Raw genomic sequence first — 15,416 nt, 5'->3', positions numbered from 1 at the left:
ATCCTCTCAGGGAACCAGAATCGCACGGCCGGCGAGGCGACCAGTCGAGAGGTCGTCGATCGCCTCGTTGACAGCGGCCAGGGGATACGTCCTCGTGTGGAGCGTCACCCGGCCCTGAGCGGTGAGCGTCATCAATTCGTCCAGATCGGTGTACGACCCGACGAGATTCCCGACGATGTTCCGCTCCGTGGAGATCAGGTCGATCGTCGGAATGTGAACCGACCCGCCGTACCCGATCACGTAGTAGCTGCCCGCACGCCGGGTCATCGCCAGCCCCGCCGCCTCCGCACCCTGCTCCCCCACGAAGTCGAGCACCACGTGCGCGCTGTCGGCCAGGTCGTCGGCGCGGTCGAACACCTCGTGCGCGCCCAGCTCACGGGCGAGTTCCCGGGCCCGCGAACTCGGGTCCACCACGACCACTCTCGCCGCGGTCATGGCGAGCAGGCACTGGATCCCGATGTGGCCGAGCCCGCCGGCACCCACCACGACGCAGGTCGTGCCGGGATGAAGCAGCGGCACCGCCTTGCGTACCGCGTGGTAGGCGGTGAGCCCGGCGTCGGCGAGCGCGGCCACCGCGGCCGGTTCCAGCCCGTCCGCCAGCCTCACCACCGCGCGGGCGTTGGTGAGCAGCAGTTCCGCCATGCCGCCGTCGCTGTCGATGCCGGGGAACCGGGAGTTCTCGCAGTGCACGTCGTCGCCGCGGCGGCACGGCAGGCAGAGGCCGCAGGTCGCGAGCGGGTGGAGGATCACCGCGTCGCCCACGGCGACACCGGTCACCGCGGTGCCCACCTCACGCACCCAGCCCGCGTTCTCGTGACCGATGACGTACGGCAGAGCCACACCGGACTTCTCCGCCCACTGACCCTCCACGATGTGCAGATCCGTGCGGCAGAGGCCGGCCGCCCCCACCTGCACGAGCACGTCCATCGGACCGGTCACCGCCGGCTCGGGCACGTCGTCGACCGTGGGCCGCTTGCCGTAGGCGTGGACTCGGACAGCCTTCATCGGCCTCATCCCCTTTCGTACCGTGTCCCTGCCGGGACTCTGCGCAACCGGCACGGGCGGCGGAAAGCTCGCGTTCAGACTGTGACAACGCGGTGACGCGCGCCTATGGTGACGGGATGGCTGAGCTCAAGACGCAGCGCAACGACGACGATGTCGCGGCTTTCCTGGCCGCCGTGACGGACGAGAAGCGGCGCGCGGACGCCGAGGCCGCCTGTGCGCTCCTCGCCGAGGTGACCGGTGCGAAGCCCACGATGTGGGGCTCAGCGATCATCGGGTTCGGGACGTACCACTACCGGTACGCCACCGGGCGGGAGGGCGACTGGCCGGCGGTCGGGCTGTCCCCGCGCAAGCAGGCACTGACGCTCTACATCTCGGACGGCTTCGACGAGCGCGAAGATCTGATGAGCCGTCTCGGGCCGCACCGGACCGGGAAGTCGTGCCTTTATCTCAAGCGACTCGCCGACGTCGACCAGGCCGTGCTGCGTGACCTGATCAAAGCCAGTTTCGAGCACCTGGACGGGCGCACGGTCACGTCGGAACCCGGCTGAGACGGCATAATCATCCGGTGGACAATTGGGAATACGCGCGGCTGGAATACCGCGCGGCGGGCACGCTCGGCGGCGACCGCTACATGGACTGGACCGCGACCTTCCACCACCCCAGTGGCGTGCTGCGCTGGGGCACCGACGAGCGTTTCGACGACGTCCGGCACCTGAACCGGGCGGGTCAGGCCGGCTGGCAGGCGTACGACCGGGCGGTCATCCATGTGAAGGACGAACCGCACCGGCTGAGCAGCGTGACGTATTCGATGCGCCGCCCCATCCCGGCCGAGCCGCCGTCCACCCCCGGCGTGGCCTGAAGCGATGCCCCGTGAGACCGGAACCAAGCTGATCGCCTCGAACAAGAAGGCGCGTCACGACTACGCGATCCTGCGGACGTACGAGGCGGGGCTCGTGCTGGCCGGCACCGAGGTCAAGTCGCTGCGCCTGGGCCGCGTGTCGCTGGTCGACACGTTCGCCCAGGAGCACGAGGGCGAGATCATGCTGTACGGGCTGCACATCGCCGAGTACGGCTTCGGCAGCTGGACGAACCACGCGCCCCGGCGCACCCGCAAGCTGCTGCTGCACAAGGCCGAGATCATCAAGATCCTCAACCAGCTGGGCAACGGTCAGGGCCTGACGCTCGTGCCGTTGTCGCTCTACTTCAAGGACGGCTGGGCCAAGGTCGAGCTCGGGGTGGCGCGGGGCCTCAAGGCGTACGACAAGAGGCAGGTCATGGCGGAACGGGACGCCAAGAAGGAGATCGCCAGGGAGATGGGCCGGCGCCTGAAGGGCCGCCGTTAAGATCGTCCGGTGGTTGACTTCGGGCTCGACACCTTCGGCGATGTGACCACCGGCGCGGACGGCACGCGTCTCCCCTACGCGCGGGTGATCCGAGACGTGGTCGAGCAGGCCACCCTCGCGGACCGGCTGGGGGTGGACGCGTTCGGCGTGGGTGAGCATCACCGCGACGACTACGCGATCTCGGCACCGGAGATCGTCCTCGCGGCGATCGCCGCGAGGACCGAGCGGATCACCCTGGGCACGGCGGTCACGGTTCTCAGTTCCGACGATCCGGTACGGGTCTTCGAGCGCTTCGCCACCCTGGACGCGGTCTCGGGCGGCCGCGCCGAGATCATCCTCGGCCGAGGCTCGTTCACCGAGTCGTTCCCGCTGTTCGGCTACGACCTGGCCGACTACGAGCGGCTGTTCAGCGAGAAGCTGGACCTGATGACGCACCTGCTCGACGAGGGCCCGGTGACCTGGGAGGGCTCGATCCGGCCGCCGCTGCGCGACCAGCAGGTCTACCCGAAAACGGAGTCCGGCCGGATCCGCACCTGGATCGGCGTCGGCGGCAGCCCCGAGTCGGTGGTCCGCGCCGCGCAGTACGGCCTGCCGCTCGTCCTGGCGATCATCGGCGGCGCCCCGGCCCGGTTCGCGCCGTACACCGAGCTGTACCACCGGGCGCTCAAGGAGCTGGAGCAGGAGGAACAGCCGATCGCGGTGCACTGCCCCGGTTTCGTGGCCGCCACCGACGACGAGGCGGTCGAGGTGCTCTGGCCGCACGCGCGGCGGATGCTGGACCGGATCGGCAGGGAGCGCGGCTGGCCGCCGATGACCCGGGACCGCTTCCAGGCCGACGTCGAGGGCGGAGCCTGGCACGTGGGTTCGCCGGAGACCGTCGCTCAGAAGATCGCCGATACCGTACGCACACTCGGCGTCCAGCGGTTCGACCTGAAGTACTCGCACGGCACCCTCCCCCACGACCGCCTGATGACCTGCGTCGAGCTGTACGGCAGCCAGGTCATCCCACGAGTGCGGGAGCTTTTGTCCTAGGGTTCTGTTTCATGACCGAACGTCTGGACTGGGCCGACCCGACCGTACGCGAATGGGACTGCACCGTGGTGTGGTCCGACCCCGCCGACCCGGAGGCCGGCATCGTCCTGGACCGCTCCGCGTTCTACCCCGGCGGTGGCGGGCAGCCCCCGGACCACGGCGTGCTGCTCTGGGAGGGCGTGCAGACCCGGATCCTGGACACGCGCAAGGCCTCCGGGGGATCCCATGATCATTATTTGATTCCCGCTCCCGGTGACCCCGTGCCCGCCGCCGGTACGAAGGTCCGCGGCGCGATCGACGACGAGCGGCGCAGCAGCCTCATGCGGACCCACTCGGGTCTGCACATCCTCTGCGGCACGGTGTTCCGTGACTTCGGCGCGCTGGTGACCGGCGGGAACATGCAGCCGGGCGAGGCGCGGATGGACTTCAACCTGCCCGAGGTGCCGCCCGGTTTCAAACAGGCCCTGGAGGACGCGGTGAACGCCGAGATCGCCGCCGACCGGAAGATCGTCGCACGGGTGCTGCCGCGGGAGGAGGCTCTGGAGATCCCGACGCTGGTGCGGACCCAGGACGCCCTGCCGCCGCTCGATCACCCGGAGATCCGGGTGATCGACATCGTCGGCCTGGACGTGCAGGCCGACGGCGGGACCCATGTCGCCTCGACCGCCCAGGTCGGGCGGGTCGAGGTCGTCAAGGTGGAGAGCAAGGGCCGGCAGAACCGCCGGGTACGGATCCGGTTGTCCGGCCGGCCCTGACGAGAAATCAGTCGATGATGCCGGCGCGCTTGCACGCCGCCCGGTACTTCGCGGTGCAGAGCTCCTGCGCCGAGATGAACTTGTCGTCGACCACGAACTTGACGTTCTTGGCGGTGATGGCGACCGGGTCGAGGCTGACGAACGGCACGTAGGCGCCCGACTCCGGGTCCTTGAGCTTGTCGGTCACCTGCGGCTTGACGTCCTTGAAGAGGTTGATGGCCAGCTTCGCGGCCTCGTCAGCCTCCTTCTGGATGGACTTGTAGACCGTCATGCACTGATCGCCGGCGAGGATGTTCTGCAGGCCCTGCTTGGTCGCGTCCTGGCCGGTGACCGGCACGTCCTTGTTGCGGCCCTTCTCGCGCAGCACTTCGATGGCCGCGTTGCCGAGGCCGTCGTTGGCGGCGAGCACACCGTCGATGTTCGGGTACTGGGCGATCATCTCGGAGAAGATCGCGCGGCCCTCGTCGTTGTCCCACTCGGGCACGAACTGGTCCGGGCCCTTGGTGTAGGTGGCCGAGTCGTAGAGCGGCTGCAGCACCGAGTCGTAGCCGTTCTTGAACAGCGTCGCGTTGTTGTCGGTCCGCGACCCGTTGAGTTCGGCGATGATCGGGTTGGCGACCTTCTTCGCGCTCAGGCACTGCTGCAGATGCTGCCCCTGGAGCCGGCCGACGGCCTCGTTGTTGAAGCTGACGTAGTAGTCGGCGCCGCCGTTCAGCGTCAGCCGGTCGTAGTCGATCACCGGGACGTTGCGGCTCTTGGCGTTGTCGATGACCGCCTTGCCGCTGACCGCGTCGAGGCTGGCGATGACCAGCACCTTGACGTTGGCGTCGAGCATCTGCTCGGCGAGCCGCTTGAACTGCTCCTTGTCGCCCTCGGCGTTCTCGATCTTGTAGGGCACGTTCGCTTTCTTGAACGCCGCCTCGAGGTACTTGTTGTCGGCGGTGTTCCACCGGTCCGAGCTCTTGGTGTCCGGCAGGATCACGCCGATGCCGCCTGCGCCAGACGACTTCTCACCGCTCGATGTGGTCGCCCCGCCGTTGTCGCCACTGTCACCGGGCTCGGAGCCGTCGTCACATGCAGTGAGCGTCACCGATGCGAGGAGGCCGGCGGCGACCAGGGCGAGCAAAGACTTGCGCATCGCGATAGGTGTCCTCTCAGGGGGTACCCGAGCTGCGTGGGGCCGCCGAACGGTCCGCCAAGTATCGGCCAGCGGGACACGGACGCAACATCGGGAGGGGGGCCAGAGGACAAGATTATTCATTTCTCACGGGTGACTGCCAAACCATCACTGAAAGTAGTCACACAGTAATCATCCGTACCCCGCGTGAGGGCCGTTCACCCGATGGCGGGATGGCCCTTTCAGGTCATCAGGTACCGGATCAGGACAATACCCGGATGACCTTGCGAATCCGGCCGGCCGAGCCGTCCGATCTTCCGGCCCTGCGCGAGCTGATGGCCGCCGCCATCGGCGAGCTCCAGAAGGACTTTCTCACCGAGGCGCAGATCACCGCCAGCCACGAGATCATGGGCCTCGACACGCAACTGATCGAGGACGGAACCTACTTCGCGGTAACCGACGGTGACCTCGTCGGCTGCGGCGGCTGGAGCCGGCGGGCCACCCTGTACGGCGGTGATCACACCGCCGGCCGCGACGCCGCGCTGCTCGACCCGTCCCGCGACCCGGCCAAGGTCCGCGCGATGTACACCCATCCGCGCCACGCCCGCCGCGGCATCGGCCGGATGATCCTGGCCGAGTGCGAGCGGGCGGCCCGCGCGGAGGGATTCACCACGCTCGAACTGATGGGCACGCTCGCCGGCCGCCCCCTGTACGAGGCGGCCGGCTTCACGGTGGTCGAGGACCTCGAGGACTCCCGGGGCGGCGTCGCGGTGCCGCTGGTCCGGATGCGGAAGGCGATCCCTACCAGTTGACGGCGATGTACTTGGACTCCAGGTACTCCAGGAGGCCGTCGTGGCCACCCTCCCGGCCGATGCCGCTCTGCTTCACTCCGCCGAACGGCGCGGCCGGGTCGCTGACCAGGCCCCGGTTCAGCCCGACCATGCCGGCCTCGATCGCCTCACTGACCTGCAGTCCACGGGCCAGATCGGTGGTGTAGACGTACGCCACCAGGCCGAACTCCGTGTCGTTGGCGAGCCGGACCGCCTCGTCCTCGCTGTTGAACGTGACGATCGGTGCGACCGGCCCGAAGATCTCCTCGCGCAGGATCGCCGAGTCCGCCGCCACACCGGTCAGCACCGTCGGCGGGTAGTAGAAGCCGGGCCCTTCGGGACGCGTCCCGCCGGTGACCGCGGACGCGCCGCCCTCCAGCGCGCCCCGGACCAGCCCGTCGACCTTCGACACGGTGTCCTCGTTCACCAGCGGGCCCACCTGTGTCTTCTCGTCGGTGCCGGGCCCGACCACCAGGCCGGACATGCGCTGCGCGAGGCGCCGGGAGAACTCGTCGGCGACGGTGGACTCGACGTAGAACCGGTTGGCCGCGGTGCACGCCTCACCGCCGTTGCGCATCTTGGCGATCATCGCGCCCTCGATCGCGGCGTCCAGGTCGGCGTCCGCGAAGACCAGGAACGGCGCGTTGCCGCCCAGCTCCATCGACGTGTTCACCACGTTGTCGGCGGCCTGGGCCAGCAGGATCCGGCCCACCTCGGTGGAGCCGGTGAAGGAGAGCTTGCGGACCCGCTGGTCGCGCAGCATCGCCGAGACGACCTTGCCGGAGCTGCGGGACGGCAGCACGTTCACCACGCCCTCGGGCACGCCCGCCTCGGCCAGGATCGCGGCCATCGCGAGGGCGGTCAGCGGGGTGTCGCTGGCCGGCTTGAGGATCACCGTGCAGCCCGCCGCGAGCGCCGGGCCGATCTTGCGGGTGGCCATCGCTGCCGGGAAGTTCCAGGGGGTCACCAGGACGCAGACGCCGACCGGCTGGCGTACCACGAGGATGCGGTTGGCGCCGGAGGGTGCGGTCGCGACCACACCCTCGGCCCGGACGGCCTCCTCGGCGTACCAGCGGAAGAACTCGGCCGCGTACGTCACCTCGCCCTTCGCGTCGACGAGCGCCTTGCCGTTCTCCAGGCTGATCATCTTCGCCAGGTCGGCGGCCCGCTCGGTCATCAGCTCGAACGCCTTGCGGATCACCTCGGACCGCTGCCTCGGTGACGTCGCCGCCCAGCCCGGACCGGCTGCCGCGGCCGCCTCCACCGCGCTGATCGCGTCCACCTCGCTGCCGTCGGCCACCGACGCGATGACGTCGCCGGTCGCCGGGTCGAGGACGTCGAAGCGGCCACCCGACGAGGCCGGCACCCACTTGCCGCCGATGAACAGTTCGGTCTCCACAACAGCTCCTCACGTCGTTCCCAGGACCAGTCTCGTCCTGATCTCCATGCCCCGCCATGCTTCGGGCACACTGTCGCGGTGGTCGACTGGTGGCGGGCGGGCGTGGTCTATCAGGTCTACCCCCGCTCGTTCGCGGACGCCTCCGGTGACGGGGTGGGCGACCTCGCGGGCCTGACGGCCCGGCTCGGGCACATCGCCGGCCTGGGTGCCGACGCGATCTGGCTGACGCCGTTCCAGCGTTCACCGCAGAAAGATCATGGGTACGACGTGAGCGACTACCGCGACGTCGATCCGCTCTTCGGTGACCTGCCGGCGTTCGGCGCCCTGCTGGACCGGGCACACGCGCTCGGCCTGCGTGTCCTGATCGACCTGGTGCCGAACCACTGCTCCGCGGAGCACCCGGTGTTCCGGGCCGCCCTGGACGGCGACGCGTCCGCGCGGGCCCGCTTCCACTTCACGGACGCTCCCAACAACTGGCCGAGCGTCTTCGGCGGCCCGGCGTGGAGCAGGGCCCCGGACGGCTCCTGGTACCTGCATCTCTACGCGCCCGAGCAGCCCGACTGGAACTGGCGCGACCCGCGTACCGCGTCGTTCTTCGACGACGTCGTGCGGTTCTGGTTCGGCCGGGGCGTGGACGGGCTGCGGATCGACGTGGCGCACGGCCTGTTCAAGGCGCCCGGCCTGCCGTCGCTGCCGCCCGGGGTGGAGCCCGAACCGGGCCGGCTGCGCGGCAACCCCCTCGCCTGCGACCAGCCGGAGACGCCGGAGGTCTACCGGGGCTGGCGGGCGATCGCCGACTCCTACGACCCGCCGCGCGTCCTGATCGGCGAGGTGAACCTGGATCCGGAGCGGGCCGCACGCTACGTCGGCGAGGACCGGCTGCACCAGGCGTTCGGGTTCGGGTTCCTGGTCGCGCCGTGGGACGCCCGCGCGTGGCGGGACACCGGCGAACGGCAGTTGCGGCACCGGCCGGTCACCTGGGTCGTGGAGAACCACGACGTCGTGCGCGCGCCGACCCGGTACGGCAACGCGGACCGGGCCCGCGCCGCCCTGCTCACGATCCTCGGACTGCCCGGCGCCGCCTACCTGTACCAGGGCCAGGAGTACGGGCTGCCCGAGGCCGGCGTGCCTCCCGAGGCTCGGCAGGACCCGGCCTGGGCGCGGTCCGGCCACTCGCGCGACGGCTGCCGCGTGCCGCTGCCGTGGAGCGCGTCGCCGCCCGGCGCGTACGGATTCAGCCCGCCCGGCGCCGCACCGCCCTGGCTGCCGGTCCCGGACGGCTGGGGTGCCCAACTCGCTTCGCCCACGCTGCCGCTGTGCCGCGAGGCCGTCGCGCTGCGCCGCCGCCTGCACGCCGACGGCGTTCTGTCCGCTGACGACCCGGTGGAGTGGTCGGTCGACGGCGACGACCGGCTGATCGCCCGCCGGCCGGGCCTCACGCTGGTGGTCGCGATGGGCGAGGGCCCGGTGCCGCTGCCGCCCGGCACACCCGCGCTGACGAGCACCCCGCTGACCACCGAGGGCCTGCTCCCCCGCGACGCCGCCGCCTGGATTACATAGGTCACTTACATATGTAGTTGAGCTACGTATATGATCCCGGCATGAGCATGCGAGAACCGACCTACTTCATCCTCGCCGCGCTCCAGGACGAACCGCTGCACGGCTACGCGATCATCAAGCGGGCCGAGACCCTGTCCCAGGGTGCGGTGAAGCTGGCGACCGGGACGCTCTACACCGCCCTCGACCGGCTCACCGGAGAGGGATATCTGCACGTCGTCGAGGAGGAGATCGTGAACGGGCGCACCCGGCGGTATTACGCACTCACGCCGGACGGGCTCACCGCCCTCCGCGCGGAGGCGACCCGCCTCGCCGAAGCGGCGCGGGTGGTCATCGACCGCACCTCGCTCAGCGCCCGGCCCGAGGCGGGTCTCGCATGAGCGCGTCCCTGGAGCGGCGCTGGGCGCGCCTGCTGCGGCTCTACCCTGCCGAGTTCCGGCGGGCTCGCGGGGCCGAGGTCCTGGACACCCTGCTGGCCTCGGCCGAGGACGGGCGGATGCGCCCGGCTCGCCGGGAGGTCGCCGCGTTCGTGCTGGGCGCGCTCCGGGCCCACGCCGGCCGCAGCCGCCGGCCGGCCGCGCGCGACAGCTGGCTGACCGCCTGCTGGATCGCGGCCCTGATGCTGCTGGTGTCGGGTGTGGCGGACAACGCGCTGAGCTTCGGCGTCGACCTCGCCGTCCGCGGCCCGGACGAGTGGCCGGCCTGGCCGGCGGCCCCGGCCCTGGCGGCGCTGACGCTCGGGCTCGCGGCGATCTGGATGGTGCTGCGCCGGTGGCACCTCGCCGGTGCGCTGGTCGCCACGGCAGCCGTGGCGATGTCGGTCGTGGTCAGCCCGCCGTCGGCGATGTGGCCAGGGCTCGGTGCGGTCTGGCGGTTCCCGCTGGCCGTGGTCCTGCTCGGGATCGTGGTTCTGGCGCGGCGCCCGCCCGCAGCGCCGGCCGGCCTGCTGCGCTACCTCCCGCTGCTCCCGGTGTCGCTGGTGCTGACCGACCTGCTGTTCGGCCAGGTGTTCACGCAGGTCACCGGGATCCTCACGCGAGGGCTCTCGGTGGCGGTCCTGGCGGGTGCCCTGTTCTGGCTGCTGGTGGACGAGCGGGTCGCGATGGCCGTGGGGCTGTTCCTGCTCAACGGCCTGCTCGTCCAGGCGGTGTTCCTGGGCGGCGAGGGCCTGGGACCGGCCGACGTCGCGCTGCTGCTGGGCTTGAGCGCGCTGGGACCGGCCGTCCTGCTGTCAGCCTCGGCCACGGCGGCCCGGCGACAGGCACGCGTCTGAGGGGTCTAGGAGAACGTGCGGGCGATCGCCTCGAGTTCGGGGGGCTCGAGGCGATCGTCCAGCGTGTGCAGGTCGCCGGGACGGATCCACTCGTGCTCGATCAGATCGCTCTGCTCGTACGGTAAAAGCCCCTCCCGGACCACCGGCGGCCGTGACGTGCTGAACCGCGCGGCGAAGAACTGCTCGGGGCCCACGAAGTGGCGCCCCTTCCACCAGACGTCGCGTTCCACGTCGACGAAGGTCTCCCCGACCGCGGCCGCGGGAAGGCCCGTCTCCTCGGTGAGCTCGCGCCGCGCCGCTTCGAGGGGCGTCTCCCCCGGGTCGATACCGCCGCCCGGCGGCTCCCAGAGACGGGACCCGTTGCTCGGATCCTCCCAGTGCAGCAGCAGAATCCGGCCGTCGGAGTCGAAGCAGATCACGCGGACGGCGGGGCGGTAGACGGGGTCCATGGGAGCGACCCTAAGCTTCCAGGAGTGGCGAGGTACTTCGACGTGCACCCGGACAACCCGCAGCCGCGTTCGATACACCAGGTCGTGGACCTGGTGCGGCAGGACGGGCTGATCGCCTATCCCACCGACTCGTGCTTCGCGCTCGGCTGCCGGATGGGCAGCAAGGACGCGCTGGACCGGATCCGCGCGATCCGGCACCTCGACGACCGGCACCACTTCACGCTGATGTGCCACGACTTCGCGCAGCTCGGCCAGTTCGTGCAGATCAACAACGCGCTGTTCCGCGCGGTGAAGTCGTCGACGCCGGGGCCGTACACGTTCATCCTGCCCGCCACCAGGGAGGTGCCGCGGCGGCTGCTGCACCCGAGGAAGAAGACCGTCGGGGTACGCATCACCAGCCACGTCACGGCGCAGGCCATCCTCGCCGAGCTCGGCGAGCCGCTGGTCTCCAGCACGCTGCTGCTGCCCGGTGAGAAGGAGCCGATGACACACGGCTGGGAGATCAAGGAAGCCCTCGACCACCAGATCGACGCGGTGGTCGACTCCGGCGAGTGCGGCACCGAGCCGACCACGGTCATCGACCTGTCCGACGGCGTGCCGGAGGTGCTGCGGGCCGGCGCGGGCGACCCGGCCCGGTTCACGGACTGAGCTTGTCGCGCAGCGCCGCGGCGCCCGGGTGGTCCAGTTTCTCCAGCAGGGCGAGCGCGGTACGCCACTGGTGCACCGCCGACTCGGCGTCGTCGAAGGCCGCGTACGCGTCACCGAGGTGCTCCCGGATCTCCGCCTCGTTGAGCAGGTCACCGGCCGACCGGTAGAGGTCGAGCGCCCGCCGGTAGGCCTGGACCGCCCGCTGCTGGTCACCGAGGTGGTGGTGTGCCCAGCCGATGCTGTCCCAGGCCGCCGCCTCGCCGTACCGGTCGCCGAGCTCGTGCTGCAGCGCGAGGGCGTCCCGGCAGTGCCGCAGGGTCAGCTCGTAGCGGCCGTGATGCCCCAGGTACCAGCCGAGGGCGTTGAGCGCGCGTGCCTCGCCGACCCGGTGACCGGCCTCCCGGTACAGCTCCAGAGCCCGCGAGGTGTGCCGCAGGCAGTCGTCGTAGCGGCCCTGCTGCTCGCGCATCCAGCTGATGCTGAACAGCGTGTGCGCCTGGCCGACCAGGTCGCCGGTCTGCCCGTAGAGGCGGTCGGCGTCCCGGTAGTGCGGCTCGGCCTCGTCGTACCGGCCCAGCTGCACGTAGCCGCGGGCCAGGACCCGCTGGGCGAGCGCCTCGGCCTTGCGCTCGCCGCGGCGGTGCGCGGCGGCGACGGCGATCTGCCCGACGGCGATCCAGTCGTCCCAGTGCCCCTGCCGGTCGAGGAAGTCGATCAGCACCCAGGGCAGCTGCCAGCCGTAGTCGGCGAGGTCGGCCGCGTACCGGATCAGCGCCATCAGGTTGTCGTGCTCGGCGGCCAGCCACTGCAGCGCGACCGCCTCGCCGCCGACCGGTTCGGGGGTCACGCCGGGCGGGACGGGCGGCAGCGGCAGCGGTTCCCGCTGCGGGTCGAGACGCAGCGCGGCGCGGTGGCCGGTGTGCAGATGGTGGTCCAGCAGGCGGCGCACCGCCGGGTCGCGTTCCCCCGGGGCGGTGAGTTCATCAGCGTACGCGCGGAGCAGATCGTGCATCACGAAGCGTCCCGGCCGGTGCTCGCTGATCAGGCTGGCCGCGACGAGTTCGGCGAGGTTCTCCGCCGTCCGGTTCCCGGTGCTCGCCGAGGCCGCGGCCGCCGCTGACAGGTCCGGCCCGGGCAGCGCGCCGAAGAGCCGGAACAGGCGGGCCGCGTCCGCGCTGAGCGCCCGATAGGACCACGAGAAGACGGTGCGCGGATCGGTCGACTCGTCCGGGCCGTGCACGCCCGCTCCGCGGATCTCCGCCGCCAGCTCGGCGAGCGGCTGCCGGGCCCGCAGCGCCGCCCGGGCCGCGACCGCGACCAGGGCGAGCGGCAGCCCGGCCGTCGCGCCGACCAGTTCCTCCACGGTGCACGGCTCGGCGGCCAGGCGGCCGGGGCCGAGACGGCCGGCCAGCAGCTCGCGGGCCTGGCCGGCGTCGAGCGGCTCGAGCGGCACCGGGACGGCACCGTGCGACGCGACCAGCCCGGCGAGCCGGTCCCGGCTGGTCACCACGACCGCGCAGCCGCCGGCGCCGGGCAGCAGCGGGCGCACGTGGCCGGCGTCGCGGGCGTTGTCGAGCACCAGCAGCATCCGGCGCCCGGCCAGCACGCTGCGCAGCAGCCCGGTGCGCGCGTCCAGCCCGTCCGGGACGGCCCGGTCCGGCAGCAGCGCGACGAGCAGGTTGCGGGCCGCCTCGGCCGGGCTCATCACGTCGTCGCCGCGGTCGTACCCGCGCAGGTTCAGGTAGAGCTGGCCGTCCGGGAAGCGGTGCCGCGCCCGGTGACCCCAGTGGATGGCCAGGGCCGACTTGCCCACGCCGGGTGCGCCGGTGACGGCCGCGACCCGCAGGCCGCCGCCGAGCGTACGGTCCAGATCGGCCAGTTCCTCCCGGCGCCCGGTGAACGCGATCGGGTCGGCCGGCAGCTGTGCGGGTGTGCCGGGGCGCGGGCCTCTCTCCCACGGGCCGGCGTCGCCGCGCAGGATCCGGGTGTGCAGGCCGGCCAGCTCCGGGCCGGGATCGCTGCCCAGTTGCTCGGCGATGGCGTCGCGGGTGCGGGCGAACGTCTCCAGTGCCTGAGCCGGGCGCCCGGCCGCCGCGAGCGCGTTCATCTGCACCGCGATCAGCGCCTCGACGGTCGGGTGGTCGGCCGCGAACGGGGCGAGCCGCTCGGCGACCTCCTCGGCGCGGCCCAGGCGCAGCGCCACCCGGCCCAGTCGGGTCAGCACGTCGAGCTTCTCCCGGCCGAGGGTGTCGCGGACCCGTTCGGCCCAGGCGCCGGGTACACCGGCGAGGGCCTCGTCGCCCCAGTCCTGCAGCGCGGCCAGGAGCAGGCCGGCCGCGCGATCGTCGTCACCGGACTCCTCGGCGGTGCGAGCCTCGAAGACCTGGCGGCGCGCGCGGTGCAGGTCGACGAGGTCGGGGTCGCAGTCGATCAGGTAGCCGCCGGCGGCGTACCGCAGGGTGTCCGGGCCGAACACCGGGCCGAGGATGCGGCGCAGGCGGGTGGCGTACGGTGCGATCGGCGTGCCGGACCGCGGCGGGGTGTCGCCCCAGACCCGGTCGATGAGCGTGCTCGCCGGCACCACCTGGCGCGGGGTGAGCAGCAGCGAGGCCAGGACGCAGCGCTGTTTGCCGGGTCCCAGGTCGATCCCGGGTTCCGTGTCGCCTTCGAGCCGCATCGGCCCGAGCAACCGCCACCGCATCGCGCTTGTTCGCCCCCGTACTCTCGGCCGTTCGCTCGATCTTCGTGGCCGGTGCAATCGTTTTGCAAACGGGCACCGGCACCATGGTTCGGCGTCCACGGGGAGTAACGGGGGACCGTGGGCGCTCGCACGTCCCATTGGGGGGGCGACGCCGGGGACGGGAGTTGTGCCGTCCCCGGCATCCTCTTCCTGTGCCCGGGCCGGGCTCTTCAAATCGTATTTTTCCTGATTTGTTAGGTGAAGAGGTCGGTCGAGATCGCCGTCGCGAGGGCGGCCATGCCGGCGTCGCCGGGGTGCAGGTGGTCACCGCAGTCGTAGGCGGGCAGCATCCGCCTCGGGTCGGCCGGATCCCGGATCGCCGCGTCGAAGTCCACCACCGCGTCGAACTCGCCGGCCGTGCGCAGCCAGGCGTTGAACCGGGCCCGCTCCACCTGGTTGGCCGGGGTGTCGAAGTGTTCGGCGGCGCCGCCGAACGGCAGCATCGTGCCGCCGATCACGCGCAGACCGGCCCGGCGCCCGCGGGCGGCCAGCTCCCGGTGCCCGGCGATCAGGTCCTCGGCGGTGGTCCCCTTCGCACGGCCCAGGTCGTTGACGCCGATCAGCGTCACCAGGTGGCGTACGCCGGGCAGGGCGAGAACGTCGCGGTCGAAGCGGCGCAGCGCGGACTGGCCGACGTGCGCGGACCGGCCGGCGCGGCGGGAGGCGGGCAGTCCGGTGGGTACGTCGTACCCGCTGAGCAGCCGGTTCCCGCTGATCCCGGCGTTGAGCACGCCCAGGTCGCGGCCGGCGGCACGCAGCCGGGCGGCGAACAGGTCCGGCCAGCGGTGGTTGGCGTTCGCGCGGCTGCCGACACCGCAGGTGATCGAGTCACCGAGGGCGGCGATCGCGGTGGCGTCCCGGGTGGACCGGACGCTCACCCCGGCGAGGAGGAACCAGCGGCCGGTGCGCAGCCGCGGCGCGGGGTCGGCGGCAGCGGTGGTGTCGCCCCAGGTGACCAGTGTGGTCTGGAACGAGCGCGGGCTGGCGGTCTCGATCCGGGTCCGCTCCGGGAGGTGGATGCTGATCACCAGGTCGGCGCCGGCCGGCACGACGAGACCCACGGGGTCGCCGGCCAGGGTGCCACCGGCGGGGAGGACGGCGGTGCGCCGCCCGCCGAAGGTGAGCCGGCGCCTGGTCCCGGGCACGGTCCGCGTCTCGTTCCCGGCTCCGCGGGCGCGCAGCGCGACGGTGGCGGCGCCGATGTGGACGGGCTCCGCGCCGAACGCGTTCGTGAGGTGCACGACAGGTTGATCACCCCCGAGGCTGAG

At 71.7% G+C, this 15,416-nt stretch carries 16 protein-coding genes; 10 read left to right on the top strand and 6 right to left on the bottom strand.

Features of this window, described 5'->3' with window-relative positions; all coding sequences use genetic code 11:
• Positions 1-6: 6 nt before the first annotated feature.
• Complete coding sequence (locus tag AB0M02_RS35405; protein WP_364235104.1) at positions 7-1,005, bottom strand: NAD(P)-dependent alcohol dehydrogenase; 999 nt, start codon at positions 1,003-1,005, stop codon at positions 7-9.
• 116 nt (positions 1,006-1,121) lie between these two features.
• On the opposite strand from AB0M02_RS35405, the gene AB0M02_RS35400 reads away from it, so the two are divergent.
• Genes AB0M02_RS35400 through AB0M02_RS35380 form a run of 5 tightly spaced genes read left to right on the top strand, consistent with a single transcriptional unit; the run spans position 1,122 to position 4,135 of the window.
• Positions 1,122-1,553, top strand: a complete 432-nt coding sequence (locus AB0M02_RS35400) for a DUF1801 domain-containing protein (protein ID WP_364235101.1) — start codon at positions 1,122-1,124, stop codon at positions 1,551-1,553.
• Positions 1,554-1,570: 17 nt separating this feature from the next.
• Entirely contained in the window at positions 1,571-1,864 is a 294-nt protein-coding gene (locus AB0M02_RS35395) for a hypothetical protein (RefSeq protein ID WP_364235098.1), read from the top strand.
• Between the two features lie 4 nt (positions 1,865-1,868).
• Complete coding sequence (gene smpB / locus AB0M02_RS35390; protein ID WP_364235096.1) at positions 1,869-2,348, top strand: SsrA-binding protein SmpB; 480 nt, start codon at positions 1,869-1,871, stop codon at positions 2,346-2,348.
• A gap of 9 nt (positions 2,349-2,357) precedes the next feature.
• Positions 2,358-3,380 carry an LLM class flavin-dependent oxidoreductase gene (locus AB0M02_RS35385; RefSeq protein ID WP_364235094.1) on the top strand — a complete coding sequence of 341 codons (1,023 nt, stop codon included), beginning with the start codon at positions 2,358-2,360 and terminating at the stop codon, positions 3,378-3,380.
• Between the two features lie 11 nt (positions 3,381-3,391).
• Complete coding sequence (locus AB0M02_RS35380) at positions 3,392-4,135, top strand: alanyl-tRNA editing protein (protein WP_364235092.1); 744 nt, start codon at positions 3,392-3,394, stop codon at positions 4,133-4,135.
• A gap of 7 nt (positions 4,136-4,142) precedes the next feature.
• Here AB0M02_RS35380 and AB0M02_RS35375 read toward each other — a convergent pair whose 3' ends face one another.
• Positions 4,143-5,273, bottom strand: a complete 1,131-nt coding sequence (locus AB0M02_RS35375; protein ID WP_364235089.1) for a substrate-binding domain-containing protein — start codon at positions 5,271-5,273, stop codon at positions 4,143-4,145.
• Positions 5,274-5,530: 257 nt separating this feature from the next.
• Here AB0M02_RS35375 and AB0M02_RS35370 point away from each other — a divergent pair, with 257 nt between their 5' ends.
• Positions 5,531-6,064, top strand: coding sequence for a GNAT family N-acetyltransferase (locus AB0M02_RS35370; protein ID WP_364235086.1), 534 nt, complete (start codon positions 5,531-5,533; stop codon positions 6,062-6,064).
• Here the strand turns inward: AB0M02_RS35370 and AB0M02_RS35365 are convergent.
• Positions 6,054-7,481 (bottom strand): NAD-dependent succinate-semialdehyde dehydrogenase, encoded by a 1,428-nt coding sequence (locus AB0M02_RS35365; RefSeq protein WP_364235084.1) that lies wholly within the window; start codon positions 7,479-7,481, stop codon positions 6,054-6,056. The genes AB0M02_RS35370 and AB0M02_RS35365 overlap by 11 nt on opposite strands.
• Before the next feature lie 78 nt (positions 7,482-7,559).
• Here AB0M02_RS35365 and AB0M02_RS35360 point away from each other — a divergent pair, with 78 nt between their 5' ends.
• Genes AB0M02_RS35360 through AB0M02_RS35350 form a run of 3 tightly spaced genes read left to right on the top strand, consistent with a single transcriptional unit; the run spans position 7,560 to position 10,311 of the window.
• Positions 7,560-9,041: an alpha-amylase family glycosyl hydrolase gene (locus AB0M02_RS35360; RefSeq protein ID WP_364235081.1), complete on the top strand. Its 1,482-nt coding sequence runs from the start codon at positions 7,560-7,562 to the stop codon at positions 9,039-9,041.
• 41 nt (positions 9,042-9,082) lie between these two features.
• Positions 9,083-9,418 (top strand): PadR family transcriptional regulator, encoded by a 336-nt coding sequence (locus AB0M02_RS35355; RefSeq protein WP_364235078.1) that lies wholly within the window; start codon positions 9,083-9,085, stop codon positions 9,416-9,418.
• On the top strand, positions 9,415-10,311 hold the full coding sequence (locus AB0M02_RS35350) for a hypothetical protein (protein WP_364235075.1): 897 nt from the start codon (positions 9,415-9,417) through the stop codon (positions 10,309-10,311). Before AB0M02_RS35355 ends, AB0M02_RS35350 begins: the two co-directional genes overlap by 4 nt.
• A 5-nt stretch (positions 10,312-10,316) precedes the next feature.
• On the opposite strand, the gene AB0M02_RS35345 is transcribed toward AB0M02_RS35350, so the two are convergent.
• Positions 10,317-10,760 carry an NUDIX domain-containing protein gene (locus tag AB0M02_RS35345; RefSeq protein WP_364235072.1) on the bottom strand — a complete coding sequence of 148 codons (444 nt, stop codon included), beginning with the start codon at positions 10,758-10,760 and terminating at the stop codon, positions 10,317-10,319.
• A 24-nt stretch (positions 10,761-10,784) separates the two neighbouring features.
• On the opposite strand from AB0M02_RS35345, the gene AB0M02_RS35340 reads away from it, so the two are divergent.
• Entirely contained in the window at positions 10,785-11,408 is a 624-nt protein-coding gene (locus AB0M02_RS35340) for an L-threonylcarbamoyladenylate synthase (protein WP_364235070.1), read from the top strand.
• Here the strand turns inward: AB0M02_RS35340 and AB0M02_RS35335 are convergent.
• Positions 11,398-14,085, bottom strand: coding sequence for a BTAD domain-containing putative transcriptional regulator (locus AB0M02_RS35335; protein WP_364235067.1), 2,688 nt, complete (start codon positions 14,083-14,085; stop codon positions 11,398-11,400). The genes AB0M02_RS35340 and AB0M02_RS35335 overlap by 11 nt on opposite strands.
• A gap of 257 nt (positions 14,086-14,342) precedes the next feature.
• Positions 14,343-15,389, bottom strand: coding sequence for an SGNH/GDSL hydrolase family protein (locus tag AB0M02_RS35330; RefSeq protein ID WP_364235065.1), 1,047 nt, complete (start codon positions 15,387-15,389; stop codon positions 14,343-14,345).
• Positions 15,390-15,416: the final 27 nt, after the last annotated feature.

Source organism: Actinoplanes sp. NPDC051861, from assembly GCF_040681145.1.
Taxonomy (GTDB): Bacteria; Actinomycetota; Actinomycetes; order Mycobacteriales; family Micromonosporaceae; genus Actinoplanes.
The sequence above is the reverse complement of the archived record's forward strand: the minus strand, read 5'-3'. Positions and strand labels throughout refer to the sequence as shown.

What these genes read in the sequence shown, in the direction of transcription:
- AB0M02_RS35400 (WP_364235101.1), top strand. Translation starts at nt 1,122, where the DNA reads ATGGCTGAGCTCAAGACGCAGCGCAACGACGACGATGTCGCGGCTTTC.
- AB0M02_RS35370 (WP_364235086.1), top strand. Translation starts at nt 5,531, where the DNA reads ATGACCTTGCGAATCCGGCCGGCCGAGCCGTCCGATCTTCCGGCCCTG.
- AB0M02_RS35405 (WP_364235104.1), bottom strand. Translation starts at nt 1,005, where the DNA reads ATGAAGGCTGTCCGAGTCCACGCCTACGGCAAGCGGCCCACGGTCGAC.
- AB0M02_RS35345 (WP_364235072.1), bottom strand. Translation starts at nt 10,760, where the DNA reads ATGGACCCCGTCTACCGCCCCGCCGTCCGCGTGATCTGCTTCGACTCC.
- AB0M02_RS35375 (WP_364235089.1), bottom strand. Translation starts at nt 5,273, where the DNA reads ATGCGCAAGTCTTTGCTCGCCCTGGTCGCCGCCGGCCTCCTCGCATCG.
- AB0M02_RS35355 (WP_364235078.1), top strand. Translation starts at nt 9,083, where the DNA reads ATGAGCATGCGAGAACCGACCTACTTCATCCTCGCCGCGCTCCAGGAC.
- smpB (WP_364235096.1), top strand. Translation starts at nt 1,869, where the DNA reads ATGCCCCGTGAGACCGGAACCAAGCTGATCGCCTCGAACAAGAAGGCG.
- AB0M02_RS35380 (WP_364235092.1), top strand. Translation starts at nt 3,392, where the DNA reads ATGACCGAACGTCTGGACTGGGCCGACCCGACCGTACGCGAATGGGAC.
- AB0M02_RS35350 (WP_364235075.1), top strand. Translation starts at nt 9,415, where the DNA reads ATGAGCGCGTCCCTGGAGCGGCGCTGGGCGCGCCTGCTGCGGCTCTAC.
- AB0M02_RS35335 (WP_364235067.1), bottom strand. Translation starts at nt 14,085, where the DNA reads ATGCGGCTCGAAGGCGACACGGAACCCGGGATCGACCTGGGACCCGGC.